Genomic DNA, 17609 nt, shown 5'->3' on the forward strand with positions numbered 1-17609 from the left:
TCAATTCCATAAATACCGATCGGCTATATATGAAGTTATATGAAATCAGGAACGCGGTGCATAAGCGAATACGTCAGCGCGCATTTGATGGGCGTCCATCCCCGCCTCGACCAGCGCGTCGAGGGTGCCGTAAACCATGGCCGGTGAACCGCTGGCGTAGACGTGTAAAGGCTTGAGATCGGCGAAGTCTTCGCATACCGCTTCGTGCAGCATCCCGCAGCGCCCTTCCCAACCGCACTGATCGCTGACGACCTTGTGCAGGAACAGGTTGGGCAGCTTCAACCATTCGTCCCAATGTTCGATCTGGTAGAAATCTTCCGGACGGCGCACGCCCCAATACAGATGCACCGGGTGCTTGAAGCCATTGGCGCGGCAATGTTCGATCAGGCTGTGAATCTGGCCCATGCCGGTGCCGGCGGCGACCAGTACCAACGGACCGTCAGGCAGTTCGGCCAGATGGGTGTCGCCGAACGGCAACTCGACGCGCACCATCGGGTTGCGTTGCAGTTGCTCGATCAGGGTCAGTGCACTGGCTTCGCGCGCCAGCACATGGATTTCCAGATCACGCCCGCCGTGCGGCGCAGAAGCCATGGAGAACGCCGATTTCTCGCCGTTCTCGCGTTCGATCATCAGATACTGCCCGGCGTGATAGCGCGGCGGCTTGCCGGCCGGCGCGCGCAGACGCACACGCCAGGTGTCGCCGCCGACTTCGCGGCATTCGATGACCTGGCACGCCAGGCTGCGCACCGGCAGTTCGCCCAGCGCGAGGACGCCATCCCAGAGCAGCACGCAGTCTTCCAGCGGCTCGGCGATGCAGGTGTAGAACTCGCCACGATCATGGACCTGGCCGTTCTGCTCGACGCGACCTTCGACCAGCAGCGCCGCACACACGTGGCAGTTACCGTTGCGGCAGCTTTGCGGGCAATCAAAACCCAGGCGCCGCGCGCCGTCGAGAATCCGCTCACCGGGCTGTATCTCGAGCACTGCTCCGGAAGGCTGCAGGGTTACACGCATCAATCTATTCCTAACTGATTCCAGATGGCATCGATCCGTTGAGTCACGGCGTCGTCCTTGACGATCACGCGGCCCCACTCGCGGGTGGTTTCGCCCGGCCACTTGTGAGTGGCATCCAGGCCCATCTTCGAGCCCAGGCCGGAAATCGGCGAGGCGAAATCCAGATAGTCGATCGGGGTGTTATCGATCATCACCGTGTCGCGCTTGGGGTCCATGCGCGTGGTGATGGCCCAGATCACATCGTTCCAGTCACGGGCGTTGATATCGTCGTCGGTGACGATAACGAACTTGGTGTACATGAACTGTCGCAAAAACGACCAGACACCGAGCATCACGCGCTTGGCATGCCCCGGATACGACTTTTTCATGGTCACGATGGCCATGCGGTACGAGCAGCCTTCGGGCGGCAGGTAAAAGTCGGTGATCTCCGGGAACTGCTTCTGCAGGATCGGCACGAACACTTCATTCAGCGCCACGCCGAGAATCGCCGGCTCATCCGGCGGCCGGCCGGTGTAGGTGCTGTGGTAGATCGGCTTGATCCGGTGGGTGATGCGTTCGACCGTGAACACCGGGAAGCTGTCGACTTCGTTGTAGTAACCGGTGTGGTCGCCATATGGACCCTCATCGGCCATTTCACCCGGATGGATTACCCCTTCAAGGATGATCTCGGCGGTGGCCGGCACTTGCAGGTCGTTGCCACGGCACTTGACCAGCTCGGTGCGGTTACCGCGCAGCAGACCGGCAAAGGCGTATTCGGAAAGGCTGTCCGGCACTGGCGTGACAGCGCCGAGAATGGTCGCCGGGTCGGCGCCAAGGGCAACGGACACCGGGAACGGTTGGCCCGGATGTTTCTCGCACCATTCGCGGAAATCGAGGGCGCCGCCACGGTGGCTGAGCCAGCGCATGATCACCTTGTTACGGCCGATCACTTGCTGACGGTAGATACCGAGGTTCTGGCGTTCCTTGTTCGGGCCTTTGGTGACGGTCAGGCCCCAAGTGATCAGCGGGCCGACGTCGCCGGGCCAGCAGGTCTGTACCGGCAGCATCGCCAGATCGACATCATCGCCTTCGATGACCACTTCCTGGCACACCGCGTCTTTGACGACTTTCGGCGCCATTGAAATGATCTTGCGGAAAATCGGCAGTTTCGACCACGCGTCCTTCAAACCCTTCGGCGGCTCCGGCTCCTTCAGGAAGGCCAGCAGCTTGCCGATCTCGCGCAGCTCGCTGACCGACTCGGCGCCCATGCCCATGGCCACCCGCTCGGGGGTGCCGAACAGGTTGCCGAGCACCGGAATGTCGTAGCCGGTGGGTTTCTCGAACAGCAGCGCCGGGCCCTTGGCCCGCAGCGTGCGGTCGCACACCTCAGTCATCTCCAGCACCGGCGAGACGGGAATCTGGATGCGTTTCAACTCTCCGCGCTGCTCAAGCTGCTGCACGAAATCCCGAAGATCCTTGAATTTCATTGACGATGGCACCCTCAAAATAGGCGTACATCCTACCTGCTCTGACGGGCAAACAGCAGCCCGTCAGTGCCCGGCGTCGCTCAATGGCGACTGGTGCCCAGCAACATCGGCGCAAACAAAGGGCTCAAACGCGCGCTGCCGGCGTCGGAAAGATGATCGGCATCCTTGTATTGCGAATGGCCGTCGACATCGATCATGCACAGGCCGTCCTTGCACATCAGCGGCGTCGGGTCGATGACATGCACGCCGGAATCGGCAGCGCTCATCGAGCCGAACAGACCGGTGAAAAACTGCTGCCGCGCCAGATGCTCACCCAGCGGCCGCCCCAGTCCTTCGGCCGAGCGGCCAATCCGCGCCAGGCTGGTCAGGCGGCTGATGTAGCTCTTGTGCTGCAACGGCACTTCCTTGAACAGCCAGACCTGCACACCCGCCTCACGCAGTTCGCTGACTTGCGCCTTGATCGCCGCCGCCATGCGTTGCTCCGATCGCGCCACATTACGCGAAGGATCGAGCAGGAACTGCTTGTCGCCGTCGCCGTCCTCACGCCCGTAAACGTACAGACTCCAGTTCGCCGCCAGCACCACATCCTTGATGCCCAGATCACGGACCAGTTGCATGTTGCGCTGATTGAATTGCTTGCACTGTGCACGCAAGGCATCGTCAATGATCGGCGGGCACCCGGTCAGGCTGTACAGCCACACGGGCTGACCGTCACGCTGGCTATTGCCTTCAATGGCCGGCAGCAGCGCGGCCGTATGACTGTCGCCCCAGAACATCTTGGTCGGCGCGATCTGCTGATCGCCGCCCACGCGACAGGCCTTGTCCAGGGTCTTGTCCTTGCTCATGTGCATGCACTTCATTTGCCCGGCGTTCCACTCCTGGGATTGCGCATACTCAAGTGCCTTGCCGCTCAGACGTTGCGGCACGCCGTCGGCCGAACGGATGGCCGAGCCAACCACCGCCAGGGCGGTGATGGACACCAGGCCACCGACCAGCACCGAGTTCCGGCTGGCAAACACACGTTTCTCGCGAAACGGCAGCTCGACAAAACGCAGACTCAGCCACGCCAACGCCACGGCCAGGGCGATCCAGCCAAGCGCTTCAAGCGGCTGAATGCCATCGATCGAGATCGCGTTGGCATACACATAAATCGGCCAGTGCCACAAATACAACGAGTACGACAGCAGACCGATCCACACCATCGGCCGCAGGCTCAACAACTGGCCGGCCAGTGTCGGACCGCGTGCGCCCGACCAGATCAATGCCGTCGTACCGAGCACCGGCAGCAAGGCTGCCCAGCCCGGGAACACCGTGGACTTGTCAAAGGTGAAGACCGCCAGCAGCACCGCCGCCAGTCCGGCCAGGCCGACCGTCTGCCGGACCCAAAGCCGCGGCGCGTGTTTGGCCGCCGGCATTACCGCGAGCATGGCGCCGCAGAGCAATTCCCAGGCGCGGGTCGGCAGGGAGAAGAAGGCGAATTCCGGGCGACGCTCGATGTAGACGATGTTCAGCCCGAACGACACCAGCAGCACCGCGAACAGCATCCAGCGCCAATGCCGGACATAGCGCATCAACAGCACCATCATCAGCGGGAAGAAGATGTAGTACTGCTCTTCCACGGCCAGCGACCAGGTATGCAATAAGGGTTTGAGATCGGAGGCCGGTTCGAAGTAGCCGTCCTCGCGCATGAACAGGATGTTGGAAATGAACAGCGACTGGTAACGGATTGTCCGCCCCAGATCGGACAGGTCCTTGGCGGTCAGCAACAACCAGCCCAGCGCCAGCGTCACCACCACGACCACGGTCAACGCTGGAAGAATACGCCGGGCGCGACGGCCCCAGAAATCGAGGAAGCTGAAGCGCTGGGCACTGATTTCACGGAACAGGATCGAGGTGATCAGAAACCCGGAAATGACGAAAAAAACGTCGACGCCGACAAAGCCGCCGCTGAATGTATTGAATCCGAAATGAAACAGCACAACGGGAAGAACCGCGAGTGCGCGTAAACCGTCGATGTCACGGCGATTGCCAAACGTGTGCATGAAAAACCTTACCTGTTCTGGATACAAAATCCCTTGAAGGCGCGAAGTTATCAGTCGGGCAAACTTCAATCCAGATACAAATAAATCGCGGGCAAAAAAAAGCGCCCCTTACGGAGCGCTCCTTGCAACGGCTTGCGTGTTACTTGCGTTTCATCGACAAGAAGAACTCGTCGTTGGTCTTGGTCGTTTTCAGCTTGTCGACCAGGAACTCGATGGCGGCGACTTCGTCCATCGGGTGCAGCAGCTTGCGCAGGATCCACATGCGCTGCAGTTCGTCGTCGGCGGTCAGCAACTCTTCACGGCGGGTGCCGGAGCGGTTGATGTTGATTGCCGGGAACACACGCTTTTCAGCGATCTTGCGATCCAGCGGCAGTTCCATGTTGCCGGTACCCTTGAACTCTTCGTAGATCACTTCGTCCATCTTCGAGCCGGTTTCAACCAGCGCGGTGGCGATAATGGTCAGCGAGCCGCCTTCTTCGATGTTACGCGCGGCACCGAAGAAACGCTTCGGCTTCTCCAGCGCGTGGGCATCGACACCACCGGTCAGAACCTTGCCGGAGCTCGGGATCACGGTGTTGTAGGCACGGGCCAGACGGGTGATGGAGTCGAGCAGGATCACTACGTCTTTCTTGTGTTCAACCAGGCGCTTGGCCTTCTCGATCACCATTTCGGCAACCTGGACGTGACGGGTCGGCGGCTCGTCGAACGTCGAGGCAACCACTTCGCCGCGCACGGTGCGCTGCATTTCGGTCACTTCTTCCGGACGTTCGTCGATCAGCAGCACGATCAGGTGCACTTCAGGATTGTTACGCGCGATGTTCGCCGCGATGTTCTGCAGCATGATCGTCTTACCGGCTTTCGGCGGTGCCACGATCAGACCACGCTGGCCCTTGCCGATCGGCGCGCACAGGTCGATCACCCGACCGGTCAGGTCTTCGGTGGAACCGTTGCCGGCTTCCATCTTCATGCGCACGGTCGGGAACAGCGGGGTCAGGTTCTCGAAGAGAATCTTGTTTTTCGCGTTCTCCGGACGATCGAAGTTGATCGTGTCGACCTTGAGCAGTGCGAAATACCGCTCGCCTTCCTTCGGAGGGCGGATCTTGCCAACGATGGTGTCACCGGTGCGCAAGTTGAAGCGGCGGATCTGGCTCGGCGAGACGTAGATATCGTCCGGGCCGGCCAGGTAGGAAGCGTCTGCGGAGCGCAGGAAGCCGAAGCCGTCCTGGAGAATCTCCAGCACGCCATCACCGGAGATTTCCTCGCCGCTTTTCGCGTGTTTTTTCAGCAGGGAGAAAATCACGTCCTGCTTGCGCGAACGGGCCATATTTTCTATGCCCATCTGTTCGGCTAATTCGAGCAGTTCGGTAATCGGCTTTTGCTTGAGTTCAGTCAGATTCATATAGGAATGACGTAATCATTTATGGAGGGGGGAAATTAAGCTTTTGGCTTAATGAGGCCGCGCCGCGGAGAAGGCGACAGGATCGCGAACTAATTCGAAAAGGAGTGCGTCGGCGACGGCTAGCAGGGGGCAGTGGAGAAACCAGTGCGGGGCCGAATGTACCATCTGAGTTTCGGAGCGTCTAGCCCTGAATACGCAAAAAGCCCCGCGATTTGCGGGGCTTTTTTTTAACGTTTACCGCGACGCTTAGATGTTGGCGTCGAGGAAAGCCGCCAGCTGCGACTTCGACAGTGCGCCGACCTTGGTCGCTTCAACGTTGCCGTTCTTGAACAGCATCAGCGTCGGGATACCACGCACGCCGTGCTTGGCCGGGGTTTCCTGGTTTTCGTCGATGTTCAGTTTGGCGACGGTCAGCTTGCCCTTGTAGGTCTCGGCAATCTCGTCCAGAACCGGTGCGATCATTTTGCAAGGGCCGCACCATTCAGCCCAGTAGTCGACCAGGACAGCGCCTTCGGCCTTGAGTACGTCGGCTTCGAAGCTAGCGTCGCTAACGTGTTTGATCAGATCGCTGCTCATGGAATTCTCCAGGTTGTAAGCAAAAAAACGTGGCCCATCATAGCCGCCCTTCCCGTGTTCAGGAAGCCGCAGTTGATTGAGTCTTGCTATGGTGACTGATGAGTTTGGGTATGGTTCAAGTCAGCCGGCGGCGGGGGCGATGAACGCGATTCCAGTGCGCAGGGCCGCGTTGCGCACATGTTCCTGCATGGCTTTTTGCGCCGCAGCCGACGCGCGGCGGGCCAGGGCACGGAGGATCTTGCGGTGTTCCTGCCAGGTTTCCATGGCCCGCTCGGCGCGGATGAACGGTAGTTTCTGGCTCTCGAGAAAGATCTCGGCGCTGGCCGTGAGGATGCTCAGCATCGCCTGATTGCCGCTGGCCAGCAGGATCCGTCGATGAAATTCGAAGTCGAGTTTTGCCGCCGCTTCGAAATCGCCGATGCGCAATTGCTCACGCATCGCCGCAACGTTGTCCTCCAGCGCATCCAGGTCGAACGTGCTCAGCGTCACCGCCGCCAGCCCCGCCGCAAACCCTTCCAGCGCATAGCGCAACTGAAAGATGTCCAGCGGCGAGGCCTGCGCCGCAAAGGCCCATCCCGGTGCGCTGTCGCCATTGGCCAGTTCCACCGGCGCCTGCACGAACACCCCTTTGCCCGGCTGGATGCTGACCACGCCCAGCGCACTCAGCGATGACAGTGCTTCACGCAACGACGCGCGGCTGACACCCAGCTGCAGGGCCAGATCCCGTTGTGACGGCAAGGCATCGCCGGCGCCGAAGCCCTGTTCGGTGATCAGTTTGCGGATCGCTTGCAGCGCCACTTCGGGTACTGCACGGGAAATCGAGTTCATGGTTTTTCGGACGCGCCAGGGTCAATGTGCGGCTAGTTGTAAAGCTATTCGGCGGGCCCGGCAAGTCGTGCCCCAGTGGGGTTCGGTGCGCATCACTGATGCGCCATCGAGGTGCGAAAAACATCCTGACTGTTCAGACCAGTAAGACCGAACGAAGCCGCTGAAACTGCGGCCTGGCGCAATGAAAGCGCAGTCTTGGCACGGCCCATGCTCTGTCCGATCGCAGAAATCACTTCCCGCCGATCCGGAGATTGTCCATGACCCAGCGTTACAGCGCCCTCCTCGCTTCCCTGTTTGCCGGCCTGCTGCTGTGCCAGGCTCCCGCTCACGCCGACGGTCTGGACGACGTGGTCAAACGCGGCACGCTGAAAGTCGCCGTGCCGCAGGACTTCCCGCCGTTCGGTTCGGTCGGCCCGGACATGAAACCCCGTGGCCTGGACATCGACACCGCGAAACTGCTGGCCGACCAGCTCAAGGTCAAACTTGAGCTGACCCCGGTCAACAGCACCAACCGCATTCCGTTCCTGACCACTGGCAAGGTCGATCTGGTGATCTCCAGCCTCGGCAAGAACCCCGAGCGCGAGAAAGTCATCGACTTCTCCCGCGCCTACGCCCCCTTCTACCTCGCCGTGTTTGGCCCGCCAGATGCTGCAATCAGCAGCCTCGACGACCTCAAAGGCAAAACCATCAGCGTCACCCGTGGCGCCATCGAAGACATCGAGCTGAGCAAAGTCGCCCCCGAAGGTGTGACCATCAAGCGCTTTGAAGACAACAACTCGACCATCGCCGCTTACCTCGCAGGGCAAGTCGACCTGATCGCCAGCGGCAACGTGGTGATGGTCGCCATCAGCGAGAAGAACCCGAAACGCGTGCCGGCGCTGAAAGTGAAGCTCAAGGATTCGCCGGTGTATGTCGGCGTGAACAAGAACGAAGCCGCACTGCTGGCCAAGGTCAACGACATCCTGACCACCGCCAAGGCTGACGGCGCGCTGGAAAAGAATGCGCAGACCTGGTTGAAAGAACCGCTGCCGGCCGATCTCTGATCGACGACGCGGGAGACTTTCATGGCTTATCAGTTCGATTTCTTGCCGGTGGTGGAAAACACCGACCTGCTGCTACGCGGGGCGCTGTTCACGCTTGAGCTGACCGCCATTGGCGCGGTGCTCGGGGTGGGCGTCGGAATTGTCGGGGCGCTGGTGCGGGCGTGGAATATCCGCCCGTTCGCGGCAATCTTCGGCGTCTACGTCGAGTTGATTCGCAACACGCCGTTTCTGGTGCAGTTGTTTTTCATCTTCTTCGGTTTGCCGTCGCTCGGCGTGCAGATTTCCGAGTGGCAGGCTGCCGTGCTGGCGATGGTGATCAACCTTGGCGCTTATTCGACCGAGATCATCCGCGCCGGCATCCAGGCGATTCCGCGCGGCCAACTGGAAGCGGCCGCGGCGCTGGCGATGAGTCGGTTCGAAGCGTTTCGGCATGTGGTGCTGCTGCCGGCGTTGGGCAAGGTCTGGCCGGCGCTGAGCAGCCAGATCATCATCGTCATGCTCGGTTCGGCGGTGTGTTCGCAGATCGCCACCGAAGAGCTGAGCTTCGCCGCCAACTTCATTCAGTCGCGCAACTTCCGCGCCTTTGAAACCTATGCGCTGACCACGCTGATCTACCTGTGCATGGCGCTGCTTATCCGCCAATTGCTCAACTGGATTGGTCGGCGCTATATCAGCAGGAGCCGGGCATGAGCGACTTCACCTTCTGGGACATCCTGCGCAACCTGCTGACCGGCCTGCAATGGACGCTGGCGCTGTCGCTGGTGGCGTTCATTGGCGGCGGCATCGTCGGGCTGCTGATCCTGATCATGCGCATCTCGAAAAACTCGTTGCCGAGCAGCATTGCCCGCACCTGGATCGAGCTGTTTCAGGGCACGCCGCTGTTGATGCAGCTGTTTCTGGTGTTTTTCGGCGTGGCGCTGGCCGGGGTCGAAATCTCGCCGTGGATGGCCGCTGCGATTGCCCTGACCTTGTTCACCAGCGCCTATCTGGCGGAGATCTGGCGCGGTTGCGTCGAGTCGATCCCGAATGGCCAGTGGGAAGCCTCGGCGAGCCTGGCGCTCAATCCGCTGGAGCAATTGCGTTATGTGATCCTGCCGCAAGCGCTGCGCATCGCCGTGGCGCCGACCGTGGGCTTCTCGGTGCAGGTGGTCAAAGGCACCGCGGTGACTTCGATCATCGGTTTCACCGAGCTGACCAAGACCGGCGGCATGCTCGCCAATGCCACGTTCGAACCGTTCATGGTCTACGGCCTCGTCGCCCTCGGCTATTTCCTCCTCTGCTACCCCTTGTCCCTCAGTGCGCGCTACCTGGAAAGGAGACTGCATGCCTCTGCTTAGAATTTCCGCCCTGCATAAATACTACGGCGATCACCACGTTCTCAAAGGCATCGACCTCAGCGTCGAGGAAGGCCAGGTGGTGGCGATCATCGGCCGCAGCGGCTCGGGCAAATCGACCCTGTTGCGCACGCTCAATGGGCTGGAGTCGATTAACGACGGGGTGATCGAAGTCGATGGCGAATACCTCGACGCCGCCCGCGCCGACCTGCGCAGCCTGCGGCAGAAAGTCGGCATGGTGTTTCAGCAGTTCAACCTGTTCCCGCACCTGACCGTGGGCGAAAACGTCATGCTCGCGCCGCAAGTGGTGCAAAAAGTCCCGAAGGCCAAAGCGGCCGAGCTGGCGCGCGAGATGCTCGAGCGAGTCGGCCTGAGCGAGAAATTCGATGCCTTCCCGGATCGGCTGTCCGGCGGCCAGCAGCAACGCGTGGCGATCGCCCGGGCCCTGGCGATGTCGCCGAAGGTGTTGCTGTGCGACGAGATCACCTCGGCGCTCGACCCGGAACTGGTCAACGAAGTGCTCGCCGTGGTCCGGCAACTGGCCAAGGAAGGCATGACACTGATCATGGTCACCCACGAAATGCGCTTCGCCCGCGAAGTCGGCGACAAACTGGTGTTCATGCACCACGGCAAGGTGCATGAAGTGGGCGATCCGAAGGTGTTGTTTGCCAACCCGCAGACGGCGGAGCTGGCGAATTTCATTGGCACCGTTGAAGCAACTGCCTGAAAAATCTCTAGCGCCTTCAAGGCCCTCATCGCCAGCAGGCTGGCTCCCACAGGGAATGCATTCCAATCGGGGATCAAAGAAAACCCCAAGCGGTACGCATTTACCTGTGGGAGCTAGCCCTGCTAGCGATTGACCGCGCAGCGGTCACCGGACTTTCTGCGCGGGATCAACGGTTTGCGCCGTGCGCGTTGGCGTCAGCGTTTGATCGTGGCACGATGGCGGGGTTATCGACCGAGACTCCCTGATCATGCCGCAATCCCAAGCCAAGAATCTGTCCCTGATCGCCGCAATCGACCTGGGCTCCAACAGCTTTCACATGGTCGTGGCCAAGGCCCAGAACGGCGAGATCCGTATTCTCGAGCGTCTCGGCGAAAAGGTACAACTGGCCGCCGGCATCGACGATGCGCGCCAGCTCAACGAAGAATCGATGCAGCGCGGTCTCGACTGCCTCAAGCGCTTCGCCCAGCTGATCAACGGCATGCCGCTGGGCGCCGTGCGCATCGTCGGCACCAACGCCCTGCGCGAAGCACGCAACCGGATCGAGTTCATTCACCGCGCTGAAGAAATCCTCGGCCATCCGGTAGAAGTCATCTCTGGCCGTGAAGAAGCGCGCCTGATCTACCTGGGCGTGTCACACACCCTCGCCGATACGCCGGGCAAACGTCTGGTCGCCGACATCGGCGGCGGCAGTACCGAATTCATCATTGGCCAGCGCTTCGAGCCACTGCTGCGCGAAAGCCTGCAGATGGGCTGCGTCAGCTTCACCCAGCGCTATTTCAAGGACGGCAAGATCACCCCGGCCCGTTACGCTCAGGCGTACACCGCGGCGCGGCTGGAGATCATGAGCATCGAGCATGCCCTGCACCGCCTGACCTGGGATGAAGCGATCGGCTCCTCGGGCACCATCCGCGCCATCGGTCTGGCGCTGAAGGCCGGCGGCCACGGCACCGGTGAAGTCAACGCCGAAGGCCTGGCCTGGCTCAAGCGCCGCCTGTTCAAGCTTGGCGATGTCGACAAGATCGATTTCGAAGGCATCAAACCCGACCGCCGTGCAATCTTCCCGGCCGGCCTGGCGATTCTCGAAGCGATCTTCGACGCCCTCGAACTGCAACGCATGGATCACTGCGAAGGCGCACTGCGCGAAGGCGTACTCTATGACCTGCTCGGCCGCCATCACCACGAAGACGTGCGCGAACGCACCCTGACTTCGCTGATGGAACGCTACCATGTCGACCTCAAGCAAGCGGCGCGGGTCGAGCGCAAAGCCTTGCACGCGTTCGATCAGGTCGCGGCAGACTGGGAGCTGGACGACGGTATCTGGCGCGAATTGCTGGGCTGGGCGGCGAAAGTCCATGAAGTCGGCCTCGATATCGCTCACTACCATTACCACAAGCACGGCGCCTACCTGATCGAGCACTCCGACCTCGCCGGGTTCTCCCGCGAAGACCAGCAAATGCTCGCCCTGCTGGTACGTGGCCATCGGCGCAATATTCCCAAGGACAAGTTCGCCGAATTCGGTGACGACGGCATCAAGCTGATTCGCCTGTGCGTGCTGCTGCGTTTTGCCATTCTGTTCCACCATATTCGCGGCACGCAGGCGATGCCGCAGGTGGTGCTGCATGCCAATGGCGACAGCCTTGATGTGGAATTCCCGGAGAACTGGCTGGATGAAAACCAGCTGACCCAGGCGGATTTCGGGCTCGAGGCGGAGTGGCTGACGCGGGTGGGGATTGTGTTGACGGTTCACTGAGTTAAATTGCAGGCGCAAAAAAGGCGATCCGTTGGGATCGCCTTTTTTATTGGCTGCACGGCTGGATTTTGGTGGTGCGCTTTGGATCGATCCCCCTCACCCCAGCCCTCTCCCCCAAAGGGGTAGAGGGGGAAAGGGAGCCGACCGCATGCAGTTCAAAACCTGAGTTCGACTCGATATTTCAGGTCGGCGTAACTAGTCCAGCCAACGCGGTCGGTCCCCTCTCCCTCTGGGAAAGGGTTAGGGTGAGGGGCTTGTGGCTTTCAGAGCCTCAACTGCTCACCGGCAAAATCGGACTGCCCAACCGCTCCAGCAACGTCGCCTGCGCACTGCGCGGGTTCTGGTTGCCGGTCGGCGTGTTGCGGATATAGCGGCCGTCCGACTGCAAGCTCCAGCTGTGGGTATTGTCGGTCAAATACAACTCCAGCTCTTTCTTCACGCGGGTCAGCAGCTTTTTGCCTTCCACCGGGAAGCAAGTCTCGACGCGCTTGTCGAGGTTGCGCTCCATCCAGTCGGCGCTGGAGAGGAACATCTGTTCATCGCCGCCGTTGAGGAAGTAGAACACCCGCGTGTGCTCGAGGAAGCGGCCGATGATCGAGCGCACGTGGATGTTGTGCGAGACCCCGGCAATGCCTGGCCGCAGGCAGCACATGCCGCGCACCACCAGGTCGATGCGCACACCCGACTGGCTGGCCTTGTACAGCGCGCGGATGATCTTCGGATCGGTCAGCGAGTTGAACTTGGCGATGATGTGCGCCGGTTTGCCGTCGAGGGCAAATTGCGTCTCGCGGGCGATCATGTCGAGCATGCCTTTCTTCAGGGTGAACGGCGCATGCAGAAGCTTTTTCATGCGCAGGGTCTTACCCATGCCGATCAACTGGCTGAACAGTTTGCCGACGTCTTCGCACAAGGCGTCGTCGGAAGTCAGCAGGCTGTAGTCGGTGTACAGACGGGCGTTGCCGGCGTGGTAGTTACCGGTGCCGAGGTGCGCGTAGCGGACGATTTCGCCAGCCTCGCGGCGCAGGATCAGCATCATCTTGGCGTGGGTCTTGAAGCCGACCACGCCGTAGATCACCACCGCACCGGCCGCTTGCAGACGACTGGCCAGTTGCAGGTTGGACTCTTCGTCAAACCGCGCACGCAACTCGATCACCGCAGTGACTTCCTTGCCATTACGCGCGGCGTCGACCAGCGCATCGACGATCTCCGAGTTGGCGCCGGAGCGGTACAGCGTCTGGCGTACGGCGAGCACATGCGGGTCTTTCGCGGCCTGACGCAGCAAGTCGACCACCGGCGTGAACGACTCGAAAGGGTGCAGCAGGAGGATGTCCTGCTTGCTGACCACGCTGAAGATGTTTTCGCTGTTCTGCAGCAGTTTCGGGATCTGCGGAGTGAACGGCGTGTATTGCAGCTCCGGGTGGCTGTCGAGACCGGTAATGCTGAACAGACGCGTCAGGTTGACCGGGCCGTTGACCTGATACAGCTCGGTCTCGCTCAGGTTGAACTGCTTGAGCAAGTAGTCCGAGAGGTGTTTCGGGCAGGTGTCGGCAACTTCCAGACGCACCGCATCGCCATAACGTCGTGAGAACAACTCGCCGCGCAGCGCGCGGGCCAGGTCTTCGACGTCTTCGGAGTCGAGCGCCAGGTCGGCGTTTCGAGTCAGGCGGAACTGGTAGCAGCCTTTTACTTTCATGCCCTGGAACAGGTCATCAGCGTGCGCATGAATCATCGACGACAGGAACACATAGTTGTCGCCAGCTCCGCCGACTTCTTCCGGCACCTTGATGATCCGTGGCAGCAGGCGCGGCGCCGGGATGATCGCCAGGCCGGAGTCGCGACCGAAGGCGTCGATACCTTCGAGCTCGACGATGAAGTTCAGGCTCTTGTTCACCAGCAACGGGAACGGGTGCGTCGGGTCGAGGCCGATCGGGGTGATGATCGGCGCGATCTCGTCGCGGAAGTAACGGCGCACCCAGGTTTTGAGCTTGGTGGTCCAGTTACGCCGACGGATAAAGCGCACCTGATGCTTTTCCAGCTCCGGCAACAGGATGTCGTTAAGGATCGCGTATTGGCGGTCAACATGACCGTGAACCAGTTCGCTGATCCGCGCCAGCGCCTGATGCGGCTGCAGGCCATCGGCGCCGGCCTGTTCACGGGCGAAGGTGATCTGCTTTTTCAGCCCGGCGACGCGGATCTCGAAGAATTCGTCGAGGTTGCTGGAGAAGATCAGCAGAAACTTCAGCCGCTCCAGCAACGGGTAGGACTCGTCCAGCGCCTGTTCCAGCACGCGGATGTTGAATTGCAGTTGTGAGAGCTCGCGGTGGATGTACAGGCTGCTGTCATCCAGGCCGGGGATGGCGATCGCCGGCACCGCCACTGCGGGTTCGGCGACCGGCGCGGGTGGCGCAGGCTCGAGTTCCGGCGGGGTCTCGGCGATCTGCTCGACCACCGGCTGAGCTTCTTTTACGGCAACTTCAGTGAGTCCTTCGGTATTCATCGCATGTTCCTGGGAGGGCTATTTTTGCTCTCGTAACAATTGAGCGGCACGAACGGCAAAGTAAGTCAGGATGCCATCTGCGCCGGCACGTTTAAAGGCGGTCAGTGATTCAAGAATCACCGCTTCGCTCAACCAGCCATTCTGAATGGCGGCCATGTGCATGGCGTACTCGCCACTGACCTGATAGACGAAGGTCGGCACCTTGAAGGCATCTTTGACCCGAAAAAGAATGTCCAGGTACGGCATGCCCGGCTTGACCATGACCATGTCCGCGCCTTCGGCCAGGTCCGCACCGACTTCGTGCAGCGCTTCGTCGCTGTTGGCCGGGTCCATCTGGTAGGACGCCTTGTTGGCTTTGCCGAGGTTGCTGGCCGACCCGACCGCATCGCGGAACGGGCCGTAGTAGGCGCTGGCGTACTTGGCCGAATAGGCCATGATCCGCACGTTGACGTGGCCGGCGATTTCCAGCGCTTCACGAATGGCCTGAATGCGCCCGTCCATCATGTCCGACGGCGCCACCACTTGCGCACCGGCTTCGGCATGGGACAGCGCCTGGCGGACCAGTGCATCGACGGTGATGTCGTTCTGCACGTAGCCGTCTTCGTCGAGGATGCCGTCCTGGCCGTGAGTGGTGAACGGATCCAGCGCCACATCGGTGATGACGCCCAGCTCCGGAAAACGCTGACGCAGAGCGCGGGTCGCGCGTTGGGCAATGCCTTGCGGGTTCCACGCTTCGGCAGCGTCGAGGGATTTCAGTTCCGGCGGGGTGACCGGGAACAGCGCCAGTGCCGGAATCCCCAGCTTAACCCACTTGGCCGCTTCTTCGAGCAGCAAGTCGATCGTCAGCCGCTCCACGCCCGGCATCGACGTTACGGCTTCGCGGCGGTTTTCGCCGTCGAGCACGAACACCGGCAGGATCAGGTCATCGACTGTCAGTACATTTTCCCGCACCAGCCGACGCGAAAAATCATCACGGCGGTTGCGACGCAGACGGGTAGCAGGGAACAGGCGATTGGCGGGGGTAAAGCTCACGGCGGACTCCTGAGCCCGGGCAAAACGGGCGAGCGTGACAGTTATAGACGGCCATTATGACCAACAGATGACAGTTATGTGTGCCCCTTGTCACGTAGCCGCATTCCATTGTCAGCGTAGGAAATGTTCACGTCGAGACACATTTGGACACTTTCATGAATGTGTCCGAAGGGTTAGGCTGCGCGTTCATTTCGCCAGCACCCAGACAATGCTCCAACAATTTCTGCACGACTTTGGCTACTTTGCCTTGTTTCTCGGCACGTTTTTCGAAGGCGAAACCATCCTGGTGCTCGCAGGCTTCCTCGCGTTCCGCGGATACATGGACATCAACCTGGTGGTGGTCGTGGCCTTTTGCGGCAGTTATGCCGGCGATCAGCTGTGGTACTTCCTCGGTCGCAAGCACGGGCGCAAATTGCTCGCGCGCAAACCACGCTGGCAGCTGATGGGCGACCGTGCGCTGGAGCATATCCGCAAGCATCCGGATATCTGGGTCCTGAGTTTCCGCTTTGTCTATGGCCTGCGCACGGTGATGCCGGTGGCGATCGGTCTGTCAGGTTATCCGCCGGGACGTTACCTGCTGCTCAACGGCATTGGCGCCGCGATCTGGGCCACGGCACTGGCAGCGGCCGCGTATCACTTCGGTGCAGTGCTCGAAGGCATGCTCGGCAGTATCAAGAAGTACGAGCTGTGGGTGCTCGGCGCCCTGCTGATCCTCGGCCTCGGGCTGTGGCTGCGCCGGCGCTTCAAGAACGCGCGCCTGGCCAGGCAGATTTATCAGGACGAGCAACTGGCCAAAGCCGCCGAGGCCGAACAGTTGCGCAACGCCGAAGCCTCCGGCCCCGCCGAACCCAAGACCCCGACCGAGTAAAGCGCCGCACGCTCTCATGCCTGCGGCCGTGCCCGGTGCGCCGGGTCTTCACGCCCTACTGTTTCCCCTCCCGGCACGCTTGCGTCGCCCGCAAAAAATGAACACCCCGCCGCCGTTGCGATCCATGAAGAGAGGGTTCTGTGCCCGATACCGCCGCCCGTTGCGCCTATGGCAACGCGCGACGATTTAGTGGACATTGAGCGCCATGAATCTGGAGAGAAACCCATGAGCAAAAAAGTTGCAGTGATCCTGTCCGGCAGTGGCGTGTATGACGGCGCCGAGATCCAGGAAAGCGTGATTACCCTGCTGCGCCTCGATCAGCGCGGCGCGCAGGTGCAGTGCTTCGCGCCGAACATCGCGCAATTGCATGTGATCAATCACCTCACCGGCGAGGAAATGCCCGAGTCGCGCAATGTGCTGGTGGAATCGGCGCGCATTGCCCGTGGCAACGTCAAGGACATCCGCGACGCCGACGTCGAGGAGTTCGACGCGCTGATCGTGCCGGGCGGTTTCGGTGCGGCGAAAAATCTCTCGAATTTCGCCATCGAAGGCGCTGGTTGCAGCGTACAGCCTGAAGTACTGGCGCTGGCCGAGGCGTTTGCCGAAGCGGGCAAACCGGTCGGCCTGATCTGCATTTCCCCGGCGCTGGCAGCAAAAATCTACGGCCCCGGCGTGACCTGCACCATCGGCAACGATGCCGACACCGCCGCGGCCATGAGCAAAATGGGCGCGACCCACGAAGAGTGCGCGGTGACCGAGATCGTCGAAGACAAGGCGCGCAAACTCGTCACCACCCCAGCCTACATGCTGGCGCAGACCATCAGTGAAGCGGCGTCGGGCATCAACAAACTGGTCGACCGCGTGCTCGAGCTGACCCACGAGAACGACGCCTGATCCGCTCTTTCACCTGATCGTTCCCACGCTCCGCGTGGGAATGCATTCAGGGACGCTCCGCGTTCCGGCCTCACCACAGATGTATGACCAATAGCAGCGGACGCAGAGCGTCCAAGGCTGCATTTCCACGCAGAGCGTG

15 protein-coding genes are annotated in these 17609 nt (G+C 61.0%); 7 read left to right on the forward strand and 8 right to left on the reverse strand.

Going from position 1 to position 17609, the window contains the following annotated elements; genetic code table 11:
• Positions 1-45 precede the first annotated feature (45 nt).
• The 6 genes from BLU52_RS23700 to BLU52_RS23725 form a co-directional block, all read right to left on the reverse strand.
• Positions 46-1014: a CDP-6-deoxy-delta-3,4-glucoseen reductase gene (locus tag BLU52_RS23700; protein ID WP_090287361.1), complete on the reverse strand. Its 969-nt coding sequence runs from the start codon at positions 1012-1014 to the stop codon at positions 46-48.
• The gene (gene ubiD / locus BLU52_RS23705) at positions 1014-2480 is read right to left on the reverse strand and encodes a 4-hydroxy-3-polyprenylbenzoate decarboxylase (protein ID WP_008081413.1); all 1467 of its coding nucleotides are present in this window, start codon (positions 2478-2480) and stop codon (positions 1014-1016) included. The genes BLU52_RS23700 and ubiD overlap by 1 nt, the downstream gene beginning before the upstream one ends.
• 80 nt (positions 2481-2560) lie before the next feature.
• Positions 2561-4522 carry an acyltransferase family protein gene (locus BLU52_RS23710; RefSeq protein ID WP_090287363.1) on the reverse strand — a complete coding sequence of 654 codons (1962 nt, stop codon included), beginning with the start codon at positions 4520-4522 and terminating at the stop codon, positions 2561-2563.
• A gap of 139 nt (positions 4523-4661) precedes the next feature.
• A complete protein-coding gene (rho, locus tag BLU52_RS23715) occupies positions 4662-5921 on the reverse strand; it encodes a transcription termination factor Rho (protein WP_003229334.1) in 1260 nt (419 codons plus the stop codon).
• A gap of 246 nt (positions 5922-6167) precedes the next feature.
• Positions 6168-6497 (reverse strand): thioredoxin TrxA, encoded by a 330-nt coding sequence (trxA, locus tag BLU52_RS23720; protein WP_003206727.1) that lies wholly within the window; start codon positions 6495-6497, stop codon positions 6168-6170.
• Positions 6498-6617: 120 nt separating this feature from the next.
• Positions 6618-7325, reverse strand: a complete 708-nt coding sequence (locus BLU52_RS23725; protein WP_090287365.1) for a FadR/GntR family transcriptional regulator — start codon at positions 7323-7325, stop codon at positions 6618-6620.
• Between the two features lie 257 nt (positions 7326-7582).
• Between BLU52_RS23725 and BLU52_RS23730 the strand changes: the two genes are divergently transcribed.
• The 5 genes from BLU52_RS23730 to ppx all read left to right on the forward strand — a co-directional run bounded on the left by BLU52_RS23730 (position 7583) and on the right by ppx (position 12179).
• A complete protein-coding gene (locus tag BLU52_RS23730; protein WP_090287367.1) occupies positions 7583-8368 on the forward strand; it encodes a transporter substrate-binding domain-containing protein in 786 nt (261 codons plus the stop codon).
• A gap of 21 nt (positions 8369-8389) precedes the next feature.
• Complete coding sequence (locus BLU52_RS23735; protein ID WP_090287369.1) at positions 8390-9058, forward strand: amino acid ABC transporter permease; 669 nt, start codon at positions 8390-8392, stop codon at positions 9056-9058.
• Positions 9055-9705 (forward strand): amino acid ABC transporter permease, encoded by a 651-nt coding sequence (locus tag BLU52_RS23740; RefSeq protein ID WP_090287373.1) that lies wholly within the window; start codon positions 9055-9057, stop codon positions 9703-9705. Before BLU52_RS23735 ends, BLU52_RS23740 begins: the two co-directional genes overlap by 4 nt.
• Entirely contained in the window at positions 9692-10429 is a 738-nt protein-coding gene (locus tag BLU52_RS23745) for an amino acid ABC transporter ATP-binding protein (RefSeq protein ID WP_090287375.1), read from the forward strand. The genes BLU52_RS23740 and BLU52_RS23745 overlap by 14 nt, the downstream gene beginning before the upstream one ends.
• A gap of 247 nt (positions 10430-10676) precedes the next feature.
• Complete coding sequence (ppx, locus tag BLU52_RS23750; protein ID WP_090287377.1) at positions 10677-12179, forward strand: exopolyphosphatase; 1503 nt, start codon at positions 10677-10679, stop codon at positions 12177-12179.
• 271 nt (positions 12180-12450) lie between these two features.
• Here ppx and ppk1 read toward each other — a convergent pair whose 3' ends face one another.
• Positions 12451-14676 (reverse strand): polyphosphate kinase 1, encoded by a 2226-nt coding sequence (gene ppk1, locus BLU52_RS23755; protein ID WP_090287379.1) that lies wholly within the window; start codon positions 14674-14676, stop codon positions 12451-12453.
• An 18-nt stretch (positions 14677-14694) separates the two neighbouring features.
• Entirely contained in the window at positions 14695-15708 is a 1014-nt protein-coding gene (gene hemB / locus BLU52_RS23760; protein ID WP_090287381.1) for a porphobilinogen synthase, read from the reverse strand.
• A 208-nt stretch (positions 15709-15916) separates the two neighbouring features.
• On the opposite strand from hemB, the gene BLU52_RS23765 reads away from it, so the two are divergent.
• A complete protein-coding gene (locus BLU52_RS23765; protein ID WP_090287384.1) occupies positions 15917-16576 on the forward strand; it encodes a DedA family protein in 660 nt (219 codons plus the stop codon).
• Positions 16577-16801: 225 nt separating this feature from the next.
• Positions 16802-17470 (forward strand): isoprenoid biosynthesis glyoxalase ElbB, encoded by a 669-nt coding sequence (gene elbB, locus BLU52_RS23770; RefSeq protein WP_090287386.1) that lies wholly within the window; start codon positions 16802-16804, stop codon positions 17468-17470.
• The last annotated feature ends 139 nt before the right edge of the window (positions 17471-17609 follow it).

It is taken from the genome of Pseudomonas granadensis (assembly GCF_900105485.1).
Taxonomy (GTDB): domain Bacteria; phylum Pseudomonadota; class Gammaproteobacteria; order Pseudomonadales; family Pseudomonadaceae; genus Aquipseudomonas; species Aquipseudomonas granadensis.